Below are 17,448 nucleotides of genomic sequence, written 5' to 3'. Positions count from 1 at the left end.
AGGCGGGTGCACCGGCGCGTTGCGTCGGCCAGGAGGAGCGCGGCGTCCGCGCGGGTTCACGCGGCCAAGTGAGTGCGGGTGCGAAGCGCCGGGGTGGCGGACTCAGTGCGCCGCGATCACCTCGAGCACGGCGGCGCCGTACGCATCCCGCTTCTTCTCCCCGATCCCGCTGATGCCGCCGAGGCCGGTCACGGTCGTCGGGCGCTGCTCGGCCAGCGCCCGCAGCGTCGCATCGCCGAACACGATGTACGCGGGCACGCCCTGCTCGCGAGCGGTCGCCGCCCGCCAGGCGCGCAGCGCCTCGAAGAGGTCGCGGTCGCCGGCATCCAGCGAGGCGGATGCCGGGGCCTTGCGCGCACGGGCAGAACCGCCGACACGTCCGATGGTGTCCTTGCGCAGCGGCACGGGGGTCTCGCCGCGCAGCACACCGGCCGCGGCATCCCCCGGCGCGAGCGTGCCGTACTCGCCCTGCGCGACGAGGATGCCCCTCGCCAGCAGCTGCCGCACGACGCTGCGCCAGTCCTGGTCGGTCAGGTCGGCTCCGATCCCGTACGTCGCCATCTGCTCGTGGCGCATCTTGCGGATGCGGTCGTTCGACGCGCCCCGCAGGATGTCGATCAGATGCCCGGCGCCGAACGCCTGGTTGCGCTCGCGCTTCAGGCGCACGATCGTCGACAGCAGCTTCTGCGCGGGAACGAGCCCGTCGAAGGTGTCGGGCGTCTCGAGGCAGGTGTCGCAGTTGCCGCATGCCTCGCTGTCCTGACCGAAGTACCGCAGCAGGTTCTGCCGTCGGCACGCGACCGTCTCGCACAGCGCGAGCATGGCGTCGAGGTGCTGCCCCATCCGCATCTTGAACGTGCGATCGCCGGGACTCTGGTCGATGAGCCGGCGCTGCTGCACGACGTCACCCAGCCCGTACGCCATCCATGCGACCGACGGCTCGCCATCGCGTCCGGCTCGGCCGGTCTCCTGGTAGTACCCCTCGACGGACTTCGGCAGGTCGATGTGCGCGACGAAGCGCACGTCGGGCTTGTCGATCCCCATGCCGAAGGCGATCGTGGCGACCATGACCACACCGTCTTCCCGCAGGAACCGGGCCTGGTTCGCCGCGCGCACCTCGGCGGGAAGGCCGGCGTGGTACGGCAGCGCGTCGAATCCCTTGGATGCCAGATGCTCGGCCGTCTGCTCGACCGACTTGCGGCTGAGGGCGTAGACGATGCCCGCGGCGCCCTCGGGCTGAGACCGGATGAACTCGACGAGCTGCCGCCGCACCTCGACCTTCGGCACGATGCGGTACTGGATGTTCGGGCGATCGAAGCTCGCGACGAAGTGCTCGGCGCGCCCCAGCCCGAGGCGCTCGGTGAGCTCCTGATGCGTCGCGCGGGTCGCCGTGGCGGTGAGAGCCATGCGCGGCACTCCGGGGAACCGCTCGGCGAGGTCGCCGAGCGCGAGGTAGTCGGGCCGGAAGTCATGACCCCACTGCGACACGCAGTGCGCCTCGTCGATGGCGATCACGCTGAGCGTCCCGCGCTGCAGCAGCTGCGTGGTCTGCGCCGATGACAGCCGCTCGGGGGCGACGTAGATCAGGTCGAGCTCGCCGGCGATGTACGCGCGCTCCACCTCACGGCGCTCGTCGGGCGCCTGGGTCGAGTTGAGGTACGCCGCACGTACGCCGTTCGCGCGGAGCGCGTCGACCTGGTCGTGCATCAGCGCGATGAGCGGGCTGATCACCAGCCCCGTGCCCTCGCGCACGAGCGCCGGCACCTGGTAGGTGATCGACTTCCCGCCGCCGGTGGGCATGAGCACGACGGCATCGCCTCCGCCGACGACGTGCTCGACGATCGCAGCCTGATCGCCCCGGAACGCGTCGTACCCGAAGACGGTGCGCAGTGCCTCGATCGCCGTGGGGTACTTCGACGGCGCCGCTCCGGATGCCTGGATTCGTCCGGCTGTCGCAGCCGGCGTCATCGGTCCCTGACCCCAGTCGAGCGGAGGCTCCCAGCCGTCGGCAGGTGGGACCCAGTCGAGCTCGTCGGGCGGCAGGTCGTCGTACGGTTCGTCGGGGTACGGCACGTCCTCGTACGGGTCAGGGGAAGACGGCGGCATCCCTCCAGCGTAGCCACCGGCGCCGACACCGTGGCCGGGCGTCCACAGCCGCGCGCGGACCGCGACACCTCGGGGGCCGACACGCCAGATGTCGGACGTACTCGCGGGGAGCGTCCGACATCTGGAGTGTCGGCCCCCGGTCTGTGCGCCCCCGGTGCCCGGCCCGGGCCCTGGCCCGCACACCGATACGCAACCCACCGCGTACTCTGAGGGCGGGGCGCACGAACGAGATCTGGGGCGACGAAGGAGAACCGATGCCCGTGAAGACCTCCGGTCGCGTCCGCACCGGCGCCGGCATCGTGATCCTCGCTGCGCTGCTCGCGACCCTGCCGCTCCCGGAGCGGCGCCGGCGGCCGCTGAAACCCCGGTCACGGGCATCCGAACGCCGACCGCCGTACCCGACCGCCCTGCGCCACCTCGACGTATCGCTCTCGGCGACACCGAGGTGCAGTTCGCCTGGCCGGCGATCGCCGGGGCAACGGGCTACCGCATCCGCCTCACGTCGGGCGGTCAGGTGCTGCGTGTGCAGGACTGGTCGGCGACCAACGTGTTCATCGACGGGCTGACTCCCGAGACGACCTACGACTTCAGCGTCGCCGCCGTGAACTCGTCGGGAACAGGCGCGTACTCCGCACCGGTGCGTTTCACGACCCCGTTCGACTTCGTCGAACGGCAGTTCGGCCTGGATCGTTTCGCGACAGCCGCTCGCGTCTCATCGCGCGCCTATCAGGCGCAGGGTGCCGCTTCGGCCTTCATCACCGACGGCACCACCTTCCCCGACGCCCTCTCCGCTGCAGCGGCTGCCGGTCGCGCGGGGGCGCCGGTGCTGCTCACCCGACCGACGTCGCTGCGCGAGCCCACCCGTCAGGAGCTGACGCGCCTGGGCGCGGACCGACCCTTCATCGCCGGTGGAGAGGGGGCGGTGAACGGCGATGTGCAGCGCCGTATCGCCGAGATCACGACCGGCGGTGTCATCCGTCTCGCAGGGCCCGATCGTTATGCGACCGCGGCCGCGGTGTCGACACTGTGGGGTTCCGCGGCGACTGTGTACCTCGCGAGCGGACTCGACTTCCCCGACGCCCTCGCCGGAGCCGCCGCCGCCGGGTCGAAGGACTCCCCCGTGCTGCTCACACGTGGCGATTCCCTCCCCGACGAGACGGCGAGCGCCCTCGCGCGGCTGCGCCCGGCGAAGATCGTCGTGCTCGGCGGCACGGGTGTGATCAGCGATGCGGTCGTCGAATCCGCCGTCGCGGCGACGGGGGTCAGCACCGCCACGCAGCGCCTGGGCGGCATCAACCGGTACATGACCGCGATCGCCGTGTCGAAAGCCACCTTCCCCACCGCCGGGGTTCCGGCCGTCTACATCGCCAGCGGCCTGTCGTTCCCCGACGCTCTGGCAGGGGCCGCAGCCGCCGGGCATCGTGGCGGCCCGGTGCTCCTCACCGGTCAGAGCGCTCTGCCGACAGCAGTCCTCGACGAGATCCGGCGTCTGAAGCCGCAGCGGGTGATCCTGCTCGGTGGTCCCGCGGTGATCAGCGACACCGCGATCGCCCAGCTTCTGCCTCTCGGCCCCTGACCGGGGTCGGCCATGGCCGATACCCTGGAGGGGTGGCACTCCGTCAGGCGTTGAACACGCGCACCCTCCTCGTCTGCGCTGCCATCGGTGTCGCCACGGGCATCCTCGGCGGCGTGGCCGGACTCGTCACCGTCGGCGTCATCGCTCTCGCGCCCTACGTGTACGGACTCGTGCTCGGGGTGCACGTTCTGCCCGGCATCATCGCGCAGGAGGTGCTGCGCAAGCCGATGGTGGCGCTGATCACGCACGTCATCGCAGCGCTGATCTCGAGCGCGTTCACCCCGATGTGGGCGATGCGGTACATCGGCACCGCACTGCTCTTCGGGGCGATCCAGGAGGGGGTGGCCGCCCTCACCCGGTACCGCGCCTGGGGTCGGTGGCGCTTCTTCGTGTCAGCCGCACTCATCGGCGTGCTCGTGGCCATCGTCGTCGGCCTGATCGTCGACCTGAGGCAGTTCGCCCCCTGGGTGCAGCTGAGCTACCTGATCGTCTCGGTGCTCGGGCCGGTGGCGTGGACGGCGATCGGGATCGCGATCGGCAATGCGCTGCGCCGGGCCGGCATCGCTCCGCGCTGAGGGATGCGACGACTCTCGCAGCGTCATCGGGGTTAGGTCAGACTAAGTTAAGAGGGAACCGCCCGCTCACAGAGGACCCGCCCGTGCGCCCTTCCGCGCCCCTGCTCCGCGTGCGCGACCTGAGCGTCACGCACGAGGGCGCCGCGCACCCCGCCCTGCGGGACGTCTCGTTCGACGTGCACCCGGGCGAAGTGGTGCTGCTGCTCGGTCCGAGCGGATCCGGCAAGTCGACTCTCACCCTCGCTCTGAACGGTCTGATCCCGCAGTCGGTCGAGAACGCGACCATGACAGGGTCGGTGCAGGTGGCCGGCCGCGACACCCGCACGACTCCGGTGGCTCAGCTCAGCACCGAGATCTCGATGGTCTTCCAGGACCCCGACTCGCAGCTCGTGACCGGGACGGTGCTCGACGAGGTCGCCTTCGCGCTCGAGAACCTGCGGCTGCCGGCATCCGACGTGCTCGCCCGCGCCGAGCAGGCGCTGCGCCGCGCCGGTCTCTGGAGCCGACGCCGCTGGAATCCCGACCTGCTCTCCGGCGGAGGACGCCAGCGTCTCGCGATCGCCTGCGCGCTCGCCCTCCGCTCGCGCGTCATCGTGCTCGACGAGCCGACCGCCAACCTCGACCCGCAGGGTGTGCGCGACGTCTACTCCGCCCTGGGCGAGCTGATCCGGGATGCCGAGCAGCGCGCGATCGTGCTCGTCGAGCACGACGTCGACGCGGCCGTCGACCTCGCCACCCGCGTGATCGTGCTCGACCACGACGGGCGCCTGCTGCTCGACGGCCCGGTCCGGGAGACCCTGCAGCAGCACGCCGAGACCCTGCGGGAACTGGGCGTGCTGACGCCCGCCACCCGAACGCCCGTCATCCCGACGCCCGCCATCCCGACGCCCGTCATCGCGACGCCCGCCATCCCGACGCCCGTCAGCGGAGGCACCGCGCGACACGACGCCCCGACGCCCGCAGCCGCCGCTCACGACCCCGCTCCGGCGATCACCGCGCGTGACGTCGTCGTCGAGAAGCGCGGCGCACGGGTACTCGACGCGCCGCACCTCGACATCGCGCGGGGCTCGTTCACGGTCATCATGGGGGCGAACGGCGCCGGGAAGACCTCTCTGCTGCAGGCGCTCGGCGGCGTGGTGCCGCCGACGCGCGGTACGGTGCTCGTCGACGGGATCGATGTGGGGCGGGCTTCGCCGCGCGTGCTCGCCGCGCACGCCGGGTTCGTCTTCCAGAATCCCGAGCACCAGTTCGTCGCCGGCACCGTGCGCGACGAGCTGGCGCACGGTCTGCGGCTGCAGCGGATCGAGGACGCGGAGATCGACGAGCGCGTCGCCGAGATGCTGGCCCGCTTCGGCCTGACGGCCAAGGCCGACGTGCATCCTTTCCTGCTCTCCGGCGGCGAGAAGCGGCGACTGTCGGTGGGCACCGCGCTGATCGCCCGCCCCGCGGTGATCGCGCTCGACGAGCCGACCTTCGGTCAGGACAGAGCGCGGGCGGCGGAGCTGCTCGGCATGCTGCAGGAGCTGCAGCATGCGGGCACGACCGTGGTCATCGTCTCGCACGACCGACGACTGATCGCCGAGTACGCGACCCACGCGGTGCTCGTCGGCGACGGCGAGGTGATCGCCGCCGGTCCCGCGGCCGAGCTTCTCGCGCAGACCGATCCGGATGCCGTGGCATCCGCCTCCGCGGGCGACCCGATCGTCCCGGTGACCGAGCCCACCCCCGTCGACCCGTACGCCGATGCGCCGGTGCCGGCGCGCTTCTGGCTGCACGGCCTCAACCCGCTCGCCAAGTTCGGCGCCGTCGTCCCGGCGATGGCCCTGCTCGCCTTCACCCGGGATCTGCTCAGCCCGACGATCTTCCTCGCGCTGGCCTACGCCGTCATGCTGACCGGCGCACGGCTCACCCGCCGCGCGGCGGCGGTGCTGCTGCTCGGCGTGCCGCTGGCGGTCGTCGTGCTCAGCGTCGGCTTCGGCGTCTGGGTCGACGCGGCGCAGGTCGCCGACACGACGGCACTCGTGCGGATCGGCGACTGGACGCTGCACTCCGGCGCCCTGATCAGCGGACTCGCCACCGCGCTGCGCCTGGCCGCGATCCTCGCGCTCGCGCTCATCGGCGGCCTGACCACGCACGGACCCGACCTCGTGCGCGCCGCCGTGCAGCAGCTGCGCGTGCCGTACCGGATCGGCTACACGGCCCTCGCCGCCTACCGCTTCGTGCCGCGGTTCGGATACGAGCTGTCGATCATCCGCGCCGCGCATCGCGTGCGAGGCCAGGGCGGCGGTCGCGGTCCGCTCGCCCGGCTCGCGCGGGGCTGGGGATACATCGTGCCGCTGCTGGCATCGGGCATCCGGCATGCCGAGCGGGTGGCCCTGTCGATGGATGCCCGCGCCTTCGGCGCCTATCCCACCCGCACCGAGCGGCACGTCGTGCTGTGGCGCACGCGCGACACGATCTTCACAGCGACGGTGCTGCTGGCATCCGCCGCGGTGCTGGCTCTGACCTTCCCCTGGCAGCCGAGCTGACCGCCGGGCCCCACATCGCTCAGCGCTTGCCGGCGATCTGACGTCCGACGATCTCGCGCATGATCTCGTTCGTGCCGCCGTAGATGCGGTGCACGCGGGCGTCGGTGAAGGCCCGGGCGATCGGGTACTCCATGATGTAGCCGTAGCCGCCGTGCAGCTGCACTCCGGTGTCGAGCACCTCCCACTCGCGCTCGGTGACCCAGAACTTCAGCTGCGCTGCCTCTTCGGCGGTGAGCTGCGAGGCGGCGTAGGACGTGAGCCCCCGATCGACATACGCCCAGACCGCGTCGGCCGTGGTCGCCATGTCGGCGATGCGGAAGCGGGTGTTCTGGAAGTCGATGATCCGCTCGCCGAACGCGTCGCGGCTCTTCGTGTAGTCGACGGTCCACTTCACGGCGGCCTGGATGACCGCGGCGGCAGACACGGCGATCGACAGGCGCTCGAGCGGCAGGTTCATCATCAGCTGGATGAAGCCCTGCCCCTCCTTGCCGCTGATGAGGTTCTCATCGGGGACGAAGACGTCGGTGAAGCTGAGCTCGGCGGTGTCCCAGCCGTGGAAGCCCATCTTGCTGAGTTTCTTGCCCTGGTCGAAGCCGGCCATGCCCTTCTCGACGATCAGCAGGCTGAAGGCATCGGGGCGGTTGCCCTCGCCGGTCTTGACGAAGGTGACGACGATGTCGGCGGTGGTGCCCGACGAGATGAACGTCTTGGCGCCGTTGAGGATGTACCCGCCGTCGACCTTCTTCGCGTTGGTCTTGATGCCGCGCAGGTCGCTGCCCGCGCCGGGGTCGGTCATCGCGAGCGCGCCGAGGATCTCACCCGTCGCCATGCGGGGCAGCCACTTCTCCTTCTGCTCCTGCGTGCCCATGTGCACGAGATACGGCACGGCGAGATCGTCCTGGATGCCGAGGGCGCCCGCCAGCGATCCGGCACCGGCGCCGATGACCTCTTCGTTCACGATCGCGCGGAAGCGGTAGTCCTGCAGCATGCCCGCGCCGCCGAACTCCTCGGGCACGGACAGACCGATGATGCCGGCCTCACCGGCGGCGAGCATGGTCTCGCGGTCGACCTCGCCCGCGGCATCCCACCGCTCGATCGACTCGTTCGAGACGTGCCGTCTGACGAAGTCCTTGACCAGGTCGCGGAAGGCCTCGTGGTCTTCTTCGTAGATGTCGCGCTCCATGGCGTCCTCCTCGAATCATGTGCGTCGTCGCACGGCGAGTCTAGGTCGGAATGACATCGCCGGACAGTCGCTTGTGGGAACAAGTCTCACACACGATGACACTGCGTACCGCGTTTGTGGGATGTCGCGGTCTGCGCCTCAATGGCTGTAATCCGGGGCGGGCGGCAGCCCGAAGAACTCCTCGAGCGTGTGGAACCCGCCGTCGTGACACGCCTGGGCGAGCTCGGGCCCGATGTAGCGGATGTGCCACGGCTCGGGTGCGTACCCGGTGGTGCCGGTGCGCCCCGGTTCGTAGCGCACGATGAAGCCGTGCCGCCAGCCGTTCTCCGCGACCCACCGCCCCTGCGGTGTCGCGCCGAAGGCCTCGATGGTGCCGCAGCGCGGGTCGCACGCGACGAGGTCGAAGGCGAGACCGCTCTGGTGCTCGCTGAAGCCGGGGCGCGCCGACACGGCATCCGCTCCGCTCTGCCCCTTGTCACGCACGTGCCCGTCGTAGGTGCTCTCCTGCAGGCCGAACGACCGGTAGCCGTTGTTGATCCCGATCGTGCCCGCACCCGCTCGACTCGCCTCGGTCGCCATCGATTCGAGGGCGTCCTTGGGCTCGGGGCGCAGCTCGTTCGAGCGGGTGGTCGCGCTCAGTCCGATCTCGGCGAGGGATGCCGGCGCGAAGCTCGCCGGCTCGAGCGGACGCTGCTTGTTGATGACCACCCACGACCGGTTCGGGTCGGAGAGCGAGACGCAGGGCGCGTTGCCGTTCGCGACCGCCTCGCGGAACGCGGCGCCGCCGCCGAACGCTGCTATGACACCCGCGTCATCACCCGTGTCGAGCGCCGCCCGCACGGCGTCGTCGGCGCAGGGATCGGCGGCCGGCCGGGCATCGACCTCCACGGTGGGGATCGCGAGCGCGGCGGCGGGCGCCGGCAGCTCGACTCGGGCCACGGGGCTGTCGGCAATCACGCCGCACAGGGTCGCCAGAGACGCCATCGCCGTGAACAGCACTCCGAGCGGCAGCGCGATCCGCACGGCGAGCGGTTCGCGCGCGACGTGTCGGGACTGCGCGGCGTTCACCGATCCATTGTCCCCCACGGCGCGCATCGGCGTTCCTCGAACGCATCTGCGATACACGGTTGACATGAATGCGTTCTTTTGTTCGAATGGGGGGATGAGATGGCAGGGGCAGGCGGTACGCGAAGAGGATGCCGACGCGCTGCCGGGCATGGAGAGCCGCACCGGGATCGTGCGCTCGGTGACCACGCCCGGGTTCGCCGGGATGACCTTCCACGAGGTGCTCGCCAAGTCCGCCCTCAATGCGGTGCCCGGCGCCTCGCGCATGCCGTTCGCCTGGACCGTGAATCCCTACCGGGGATGCAGTCATGCATGCGTTTACTGCTTCGCTCGGGGAACGCACGAGTATCTCGATCTCGATGGCGGCGCGGACTTCGATTCTCAGATCGTCGTGAAGACGAATGTGGTCGAGGTGCTCGAGCGCGAGTTGCGACGCGGATCGTGGCGTCACGAGACGGTTGCGCTGGGCACGAACACCGACCCGTACCAGCGCGCCGAGGGGCGCTACCGGCTCATGCCCGGCATCGTGCAGGCCCTCGCCGACTCGGGGACGCCGATGTCGATCCTCACCAAGGGCACGCTGATCCGCCGCGACATCCCCGTGCTCGTCGAAGCGAAGAAGCGCGTGCCGATCGACATCCAGATGTCGATCGCGATGTACGACGACGACCTGCAGCGTGCGGTCGAGCCCGGCACCCCCGGCACGCAGGCGCGGCTCGACACCGTGCGCGCGCTCAGCGATGCGGGTTTCCGTGTCGGCGTCTTCCTCATGCCGGTGCTGCCGCACCTCACCGACTCGCTCGCGGCGATCGACGACGCCCTGCGTCGCATCAAGCAGTCGGGCGCCGACCACGTCGTCTACGGCTCGCTGCATCTGCGCCCGGGCGTGAAGCCGTGGTTCTTCCAGTGGCTGGAACGCGAGCATCCGGAGCTGCTGTCGTCGTATCGGGGGCTGTACCCGGGCGTCGCGGTCGAGGCGCCGAAGGCGTATCGGCAGTGGCTCGCTCGACGCATCCGTCCGCTCATGCGCGTGCACGGGCTCGACGCCCGATCGGAAGAGGAGAACGACAGCATGCGCGGAAGACGGATGCGCGCGCGCCCGACTCCGGCATCCGTCCGCACCACCACCTCCCGCGACGACATGCTGTTCTGACCGGCGACTCGACGCCGTCGCTCGACGCATAGGCTGAGCGGATGTCGACGCCTGATGACCTGCCCGTCTCCGAGTACGCCTTCCCGGGGTCGCTGCGCGACCGGCTGGTGGGGGCGATCCTCGCGGGCGAGAAGATCACGACGACCTTCCTGCTGCGTGAGCTCGAGATCGACGACGAGCCGATGCCCGCCGTCGGCGACCGCGCGGCGGTGGTCGACTCCGCGGGACGACCTGTAGGCGTCGAGACCATCGAGGATGTGCGCGTCGTTCGTCTCGCGGACGTCGATCTCGCGCACGCTCTCGGCGAGGGCGAGGGCTACGCGACCGTCGCCGAATGGCGAGCCGGGCACGAGAGCTTCTGGCACGGCCAGGAGTACCGCGAGTACGTGGGCGACCCGGAGTTCCACGTCGACGACGACACCCTCGCCGTGCTGGTGCGGTTCAGCTTCCAAGCGGGGTGACCCACGGTCGGGTTCTGCTCGCAGCCCGGTCGACGAGCCGCGGACTCCACCACGGCTCCGGAGATCCGACAGCGAAGCCGCCGGATTCGGGCACGAGCGCGAATCCGACGGCTTCTCGGCGGTGGGGGCAGGTCAGGCGGTGAGCTCGGCCTCGCTCAGCATCCGACCGGCGATCTCCTCGATCACGTCGTCACCGGGAGCCGCCTGCTCGAACGGCGCGTCGATCTCGGCGCGGCCGAGCAGATCCTCCATGCGGCGACGACGCTGACGGGTGATCAGCGTGACCACACGGCCCGAGCGACCGGCGCGGCCCGTGCGGCCGGAGCGGTGCAGGTACGTCTTGTACTCGTCGGGAGCGTCGGCCTGCACGACGAGGTCGATGTCGTCGACATGGATGCCGCGGGCGGCGACATCCGTGGCGACGAGCACCTGCACCTTGCCCGCCGTCAGCTTCTGCAGGTTGCGCGTGCGCTTGGCCTGGTTCAGGTCGCCGTGCAGCGAGACCGCGGCGATGCCGGCGTCTTCGAACTGCTCGGCGAGCATCTCGGCATAGGCGCGGGTGCGCGCGAAGACCAGCGTCTGTCCGTCGCGGTCGACGAGCGAGGTGAGCACATCGGCCTTGTCGCGGTGTTCGATGACGAGCACGCGGTGGTCGATGGTGCTGGAGTCCTGATCCTCACCGGCGACCTCGTAGACGGCCGGGTCGACGAGGAACTCGTCGACGATGGCCGCGACCTCGCGGTCAAGCGTGGCCGAGAACAGCAGCTTCTGGCTGGTGGCGCCGTCGGGGAGGGCGGTGCCGGTCTTGCGCAGGATGCGCTGCACCGGCTCGGCGAACCCGAGCTCGGCCATGTGGTCGGCCTCGTCGAGCACCGCGATGCGCACCTCGGAGAGGTCGAGCTTGCGCTGCTCGATCAGGTCTTCGATGCGGCCGGGGGTGCCGATGATGATGTCGACGCCCTTGTTCAGGGCACCCACCTGGCGCGCCTGGGGCACGCCGCCGTAGATCTGGGTGGTGAACAGGCCGACGCTGCGCGCGATCGGCTGCACGGTGCGGTCGATCTGCAGCGCCAGCTCGCGGGTCGGGGCGAGGATGATCGCACGCGGCTTGCGGCCGAACTCCCGGCGCGTGCCCTTCTGCGACAGCAGGATGCTCTCGACGAGCGGTGCGCCGAACGCGATCGTCTTTCCTGAACCGGTGCGGCCCCGGCCGAGCACGTCTCGCCCCTGCAGGATGCTGGGGATCGTCGCGGCCTGGATCGGGAACGGCGTCGCTGCGCCCATGTTCTTCAGGATCTCGACGATGTTCGAGCCGATCCCCAGGTCACCGAAGGTCACATCTGCGACCTCGGTGGCCTGGACGGCCTCCGCCTCGAGCCGCTCGTGCACCACGTCGACCTGCTCGTCGTGCGCCTTCGCGGTCGAGGTGGCATTCCAGTCGCTGCGGTTGGGGCGGGCGTCGCGGTTCTGCCGTGCCGGGCGCGCGTCGCGGTCGAAACGGGGGCGCTCGCTACGCTCGAAGCCACCGCGGCGGTCATCGCGTGCCGGGCGGGCGTCCCGGTCGAAACGGTCGGTCCGGGCGGGGCGGGTGTCGCGATCGAACCGGCCGCCGCGCTCCGGGCGGGCGTCGCGGTCGAAACGAGGACGGTCTGATCCGCCGCGACGCTCATCACGAGCGGGGCGGGCATCACGGTCGAAACGGTCGGTGCGGGCGTACCCGGAGCGCTCGTCACGCGCGGGACGGGCATCACGGTCGAAACGGTCGTTCCGCGCCGGACGGGCATCGCGATCGACACCACCCCGGCGGTCGAAGCCGCCGCGCTCGTTGCGGGCCGGGCGTTCGCTGCGGTCGAAGCCGCGGCTCCCGCGGTCGTCGCGCGCCGGGCGCGCGTCACGGTCGAAGCGCTCGCGGCGCTCGTAGCCGCCGCGGTCGTCGCGCGCCGGACGCGCATCCCGACCGAACCGGTCATCGCGCGCCGGACGCGCATCCCGACCGAACCGGTCATCGCGCGCCGGACGCGCATCCCGACCGAACCGGTCGTTGCGCTCGAAGCCACGGCCCCCGCGGTCGTCGCGGTCGCCGCGGTGGTGCGGAGCCTCGCGGCGACCGGACTCGGCGCGGTTGCGGATCGAGCGGGCCTCGTCGCGACCCGCACGCTGCGTGTCCGACCAGCGCCCCTTCGACGCCGAGCCCTCGGCGTCCGCGGGGCGGTAGCCCCGGTGCTTCGGGCTCACGCTGCCCGGGCGGCGGTCGGCGCGGGCATCCGATGAGAAGGAGCGGCGCTCCGCGCCGTCCGTGCGGCGGTCGCCGTCGCGCGACGGACGTCCGCCGGAGTGGCGCTCGTGGAACGAGGGTCCGCTCTTCGCGTACCGCGGCTCGAAGTTGCGCGACGGGCGTCCGCCCTTGGGCTTGCCGTTCTTGGGCATGGTGTTTCCTGACTGTCTCTGACACGAGAACAGCGTCCGCTCCGCGGGCACAGAGATCAGCGCGCGTGGGACATACCCGAGCATCCGTCGACCGGGGCCATTCATGTGATGGTTATGAACCATCGGCCCCTGAGCTCACAGTGAGCATGAGTAGTGCTCGGAAGAACCGCGTGACGCGGGTGCTCGAAGCCGACTCCTTCCAGAATACCGGGCTTTGCTGAGAGAGTGCCCGCCGTACGATGACCTCATGCCTCTTGACGATGTGATCGGCTCCCCCACCGGCATCCAGATCCACCTGCGACGTGGCGACGTGACGGCGCAGATCGCGCAGGTCGGCGCTTCACTGCGCCATCTCACCGTCGGCGACGTCGAGATCGTGCCACCCTACCCGGCCGATCAGCCGACGCCCTCGTGCTCGGGCGTCGTGCTGGCGCCCTGGCCGAACCGCATCCGCGGCGGGGTCTGGCAGGACGGCGACGCCGAGCGCGCCCTGTCGATCAGCGAGCCGAAGTTCCGCAACGCCAGCCACGGGCTGCTGCGCTACACCGCGTACGAGATCGTCGAGCACACCGATGACGCCGTCACTCTCGCCGCGAACATCGTGCCGCAGACCGGCTACCCGTATCTCGTGGCGACATCGGTGACCTACGCGCTGACGGATGCCGGGATGGATGTCACGCACACGCTCACCAACCACTCGACCGACCCGGCGCCGGTCGCGCTCGGCACCCACCCCTTCTTCGTCGTCGACGGGGTCGACTCACGAGAGCTGGTGCTGCGGCTGCCGGCCGAGACGTACTTCGAGACCGATGACCGGATGCTGCCGGTCGGCGAGAGCCCGGTCTCGTCGGCGACCGACCTGCGCGAGGGCCGTCGTCTCGGCGACGTTCAGCTCGACACCGGGTACGCCAACCTGCACCGCGACGCCGACGGCTACGTGCGCACCACGCTCTCCGCCCCGGACGGCCGCACGGTGACGCTGCAGCAGGGACCGGGGTTCGACTACGTGCAGGCGTTCACGACCGACAAGTACCCAGGGCGACCGCTCGCCGTGGCGATCGAGCCGATGACGGCGCCCGCCGACGCCTTCAACTCCGGCCGCGGGCTGCGCCGCGTCGCCGCAGGCGAAGCGTGGAGGCTGCAGTGGGGCATCCGCTTCGACTGAGCGGCCCGCCGGCTCATTCGTGCGCGTCAGCCGCGCGCAGCTGACGCCGCGTGAGGGCGACCCCGTCGGCCGGTGCGGCGGCAGGTGTCGGCCCTCCGGCATCCGGCCCTCCGGCATCCGGCCCTCCGGCATCCGGGCCTCCGGCATCCGGACCTGCGGTGCGCTTCGCGTGACGGCGCTCCTTCGCCCCCTCGACGAGGTTGTAGAGCGTCGGCAGCACGATGAGGGTGAGCACGGTCGACGACACGAGTCCGCCGATCACGACGATCGCGAGCGGCTGCGAGATGAACCCGCCGTGCCCGGTGATCCCCAATGCCATCGGCGTCAGCGCGAAGATCGTCGCGAGCGCGGTCATGAGGATCGGCCGCAGACGCTTCTCACCTCCCGCCATCACCGCCTCGGGCGTGGTGAGCCCCTTCGACCGGTACTGGTTGACCAGGTCGACGAGCACGATCGCGTTCGTCACCACGATGCCGATCAGCATCAGCACGCCGATCAGCGAGGCGACGCCCAGCGGCACACCGGTCACGATCTGCAGCAGGATCGCGCCGGTCGCGGCGAACGGCACCGACACGAGCAGCAGCAGCGGCTGACGCAGCGACTTGAACGTCGCGACCATCACCACGTAGACGATGAGGATCGCCGCGAGCATCGCCAGTCCGAGCTGCGAGAACGAGTCGGCCTGCTGCTCGGCGACGCCGCCCACCTCGGCGCGAGCGCCGTCGGGCAGGTCGACCGCGGCGAGCGCTGCGGTGACCGATGCGGTGGCGACGGCGAGGTCGTCGGATGCCGGCGGCACGGTGATCGTGGCGGTGCGGCGCCCCTGCTCGGTCGAGATCGAGGTGGGGCCCTCACGCTGCTCGACGGTCGCGAGCTCCTGCAGCGGCACAGGCCCGGTGGCGGTGGGGATGGACAGCTGCTTCAGCGCCTCGACGGATGTCGGCGGTTCGGGGTCGACGAGATACACCGTGAGAGCGCTGTCGTCGACCTCGACCGAACCGATCTGCTGCGGACGCATCGTGCCCGACACGATCGACCCGACCGCGACCTCCGACAGTCCGCGCGCCGCAGCGGCCTCGCGGTCGACGACCACGGCGATGTAAGGCAGTGAGGCCGACAGGTTGTTCGTGACCTGGCCGATGCCGTCGCGTCCGTCGAGCTCCTTCATGAGGGCGTCGGTGCCGGCCTGCAGATCCTCCGCGTTCGGGGCGGTCACCGTGACCGCGATGTCGCTCGAGCCGAATCCGCCGCCGCTCGCCGCGACGGTGATCTCACCGGCGTCGTCGAGACCGTCGACCTTCTTCTGCACGTCAGCGCGCAGCTGCTCCTGATCGACCTCGTCGCTGGTCTGGATCGAGTACGTGATGCCCGCGCCGCCCGAGAACGCGTCGCGCAGAGCCGATCCGCTCGAGCCGATCGACGCCTGCACATGCGTGAGCCCGTCGAGGCCGTCGAGGGCCTCCTCGACCTTCTTCGCCGCCTCGGACTTCGCCTCCAGGCTCGCGGTCTCGCCGATGTCCTGCGTGACGGTCATGGTGTTCTGGCCGGAGTCGCTGAGGAAGTTGATCTTCATCAGCGGCGCGGCGGCGAGCGTGCCCGCGAGCACGAGCACCGCGAGCACGACGGTCACCGCGGAGTGCTTCAGGGTCCAGCCGAGGATCGGCCGGTACATCCGCTGCAGTGCCGTGGGCGGGGCATCCGGATGCTCGGGATCGATGCGCGAGCCGTCCGCCGCGAGCAGCGGCTTGCCCGGCCGCAGGAACCAGTACGCGAGCACCGGCACGATGGTCAGCGCGACGAGCAGCGACGCGACCATCGCGATGGTCACGGTCATCGCGAAGGGTCGAAACAGCTCGCCGACCATGTCGCCGACGAACACGATCGGCAGGAACACCGCCACGGTCGTGATGGTCGAGGCGGTGATCGCCGATGCCACTTCGCGCACGGCCAATCGGATCGCTGCGCCCTTGTCGGCCCCCTCGACGTAGTGCCGCTTGATGTTCTCGATCACCACGATCGAGTCGTCGACGACGCGGCCGATCGCGATCGTGAGCGCGCCGAGGGTGAGCACGTTGAGCGAGTACCCGAACGCCTGCAGCCCGATGAAGGTGATCAGCACGCTGGTGGGGATCGAGATCGCGGTGACCAGGGTCGAGCGGATCGACAGCAGGAAGACGAGGATGACGAGCACGGCGAACGCCAGACCGAGCATGCCCTCGGTGGCGAGCGTCTCGATCGACTGCTGGATGTACGGCGCCTGGTCGAAGATGACGGTGAACTCGGCGTCCGGGAACGTGTCGCCGAGCTCGTCGAGCGCGGCCAGCACGCCCTGCGAGACCTCGACCGTGTTCGCCGCGGGCAGCTTGGTGACCGCGATCGACAGCGCGTCCTCACCGTCGACGCGGGAGATCGACGTGACCGGATCGGCCACCTGCGCCACGTCGGCGACCTCGCCGATCGTGAGATCGGTGCCGCTCAGCGGCAGGGCCGCGACGTCTGCGGCGGAGGTGAGCTTCGCGCCGGACTGCACGGTGAGCGTCTCGCCGGCCTCGGTGATGTCACCGCCAGGCAGCAGCACGCCGTTCTGCTCGAGTGCCTGGCTGATCGCCTGCGTCGTCTGCCCTGCCGCGAACAGCTTCGCCCGGTCGGGGGTGATCGTGATGCGCTGGCCGACGCCGCCGACGATCTCGGCGGCGTTGACGCCGTCGACGTCTTCGAGTTCGGGGATCACCGTGGTCTCGAGGTCCTGCTGCGCGGTCTCCGAGTCGTCGAAGCCGGTGACGGCGATCTGGATGACGGGGAAGTCGTCGATCGAGACGCTGAGCACCTGCGGGCTGACGTCATCGGGCAGCTGCTGCGAGATGCGGTTGATCGCCTGCTGCATCTTCTGCTCGGCCGTGGCGAGATCGGTGCCGTAGGCGAACATCGCCTGCACGATCGACGCGTTGGTGGTGCTCGTGGCGCTGCTCGACTCCAGGCCGGGCACGCCCTGGATGGCTTTCTCGATCGGGGTGGAGACGTCGTTCTCGACCACCTCGGGCGATGCGCCGGGGTAGGTGCTCATGACCACCAGCGCCGGCAGCTCGAGCGAGGGGATCAGCTCCTGCTTGAGGTTGGTGAGCGCCAGGCCGCCGAAGACGGCGGAGACGACGGTGATCAGCGCGATGAGTGCGCGGTTGCGCAGGCTGAGGATGGCGAGGTTCGACACG

General features: G+C 70.5%; 11 protein-coding genes. 6 read left to right on the top strand and 5 right to left on the bottom strand.

The genetic code is table 11. From position 1 onward, the window contains the following. Positions 1-102: 102 nt before the first annotated feature. Positions 103-2,106: a DNA helicase RecQ gene (gene recQ / locus AB0O65_RS01040; protein ID WP_363382299.1), complete on the bottom strand. Its 2,004-nt coding sequence runs from the start codon at positions 2,104-2,106 to the stop codon at positions 103-105. Between the two features lie 88 nt (positions 2,107-2,194). Between recQ and AB0O65_RS01035 the strand changes: the two genes are divergently transcribed. From AB0O65_RS01035 to AB0O65_RS01025, 3 genes are all read left to right on the top strand, one after another. Continuing rightward, positions 2,195-3,682 carry a cell wall-binding repeat-containing protein gene (locus AB0O65_RS01035; protein WP_363382296.1) on the top strand — a complete coding sequence of 496 codons (1,488 nt, stop codon included), beginning with the start codon at positions 2,195-2,197 and terminating at the stop codon, positions 3,680-3,682. Positions 3,683-3,714: 32 nt separating this feature from the next. Next, complete coding sequence (locus AB0O65_RS01030) at positions 3,715-4,257, top strand: ECF transporter S component (protein WP_191712227.1); 543 nt, start codon at positions 3,715-3,717, stop codon at positions 4,255-4,257. 83 nt (positions 4,258-4,340) lie between these two features. Continuing rightward, positions 4,341-6,785 (top strand): ATP-binding cassette domain-containing protein, encoded by a 2,445-nt coding sequence (locus tag AB0O65_RS01025; RefSeq protein WP_363382292.1) that lies wholly within the window; start codon positions 4,341-4,343, stop codon positions 6,783-6,785. A 19-nt stretch (positions 6,786-6,804) separates the two neighbouring features. Here AB0O65_RS01025 and AB0O65_RS01020 read toward each other — a convergent pair whose 3' ends face one another. Continuing rightward, positions 6,805-7,968, bottom strand: a complete 1,164-nt coding sequence (locus tag AB0O65_RS01020) for an acyl-CoA dehydrogenase family protein (RefSeq protein ID WP_313479392.1) — start codon at positions 7,966-7,968, stop codon at positions 6,805-6,807. Between the two features lie 138 nt (positions 7,969-8,106). After that, entirely contained in the window at positions 8,107-9,036 is a 930-nt protein-coding gene (locus tag AB0O65_RS01015; protein ID WP_256221031.1) for a M15 family metallopeptidase, read from the bottom strand. A gap of 94 nt (positions 9,037-9,130) precedes the next feature. On the opposite strand from AB0O65_RS01015, the gene AB0O65_RS01010 reads away from it, so the two are divergent. Further along, positions 9,131-10,186, top strand: a complete 1,056-nt coding sequence (locus tag AB0O65_RS01010) for an Rv2578c family radical SAM protein (protein WP_071642209.1) — start codon at positions 9,131-9,133, stop codon at positions 10,184-10,186. Between the two features lie 41 nt (positions 10,187-10,227). Beyond that, positions 10,228-10,647 carry an ASCH domain-containing protein gene (locus AB0O65_RS01005; RefSeq protein WP_071642208.1) on the top strand — a complete coding sequence of 140 codons (420 nt, stop codon included), beginning with the start codon at positions 10,228-10,230 and terminating at the stop codon, positions 10,645-10,647. A gap of 132 nt (positions 10,648-10,779) precedes the next feature. Here AB0O65_RS01005 and AB0O65_RS01000 read toward each other — a convergent pair whose 3' ends face one another. Beyond that, positions 10,780-13,074, bottom strand: a complete 2,295-nt coding sequence (locus AB0O65_RS01000) for a DEAD/DEAH box helicase (RefSeq protein ID WP_363382287.1) — start codon at positions 13,072-13,074, stop codon at positions 10,780-10,782. 247 nt (positions 13,075-13,321) lie between these two features. Here AB0O65_RS01000 and AB0O65_RS00995 point away from each other — a divergent pair, with 247 nt between their 5' ends. Further along, the gene (locus AB0O65_RS00995; RefSeq protein WP_313479398.1) at positions 13,322-14,239 is read left to right on the top strand and encodes an aldose 1-epimerase family protein; all 918 of its coding nucleotides are present in this window, start codon (positions 13,322-13,324) and stop codon (positions 14,237-14,239) included. 13 nt (positions 14,240-14,252) lie between these two features. On the opposite strand, the gene AB0O65_RS00990 is transcribed toward AB0O65_RS00995, so the two are convergent. Further along, positions 14,253-17,447, bottom strand: a complete 3,195-nt coding sequence (locus tag AB0O65_RS00990; RefSeq protein WP_363382284.1) for an efflux RND transporter permease subunit — start codon at positions 17,445-17,447, stop codon at positions 14,253-14,255. Position 17,448 lies beyond the last annotated feature (1 nt).

Origin of the sequence: Microbacterium sp. NPDC077391 (assembly GCF_040686955.1) — a bacterium.
GTDB classification, from domain to species: Bacteria; Actinomycetota; Actinomycetes; order Actinomycetales; family Microbacteriaceae; genus Microbacterium; species Microbacterium commune.
This window is presented reverse-complemented; position numbering and strand designations above follow the sequence as displayed.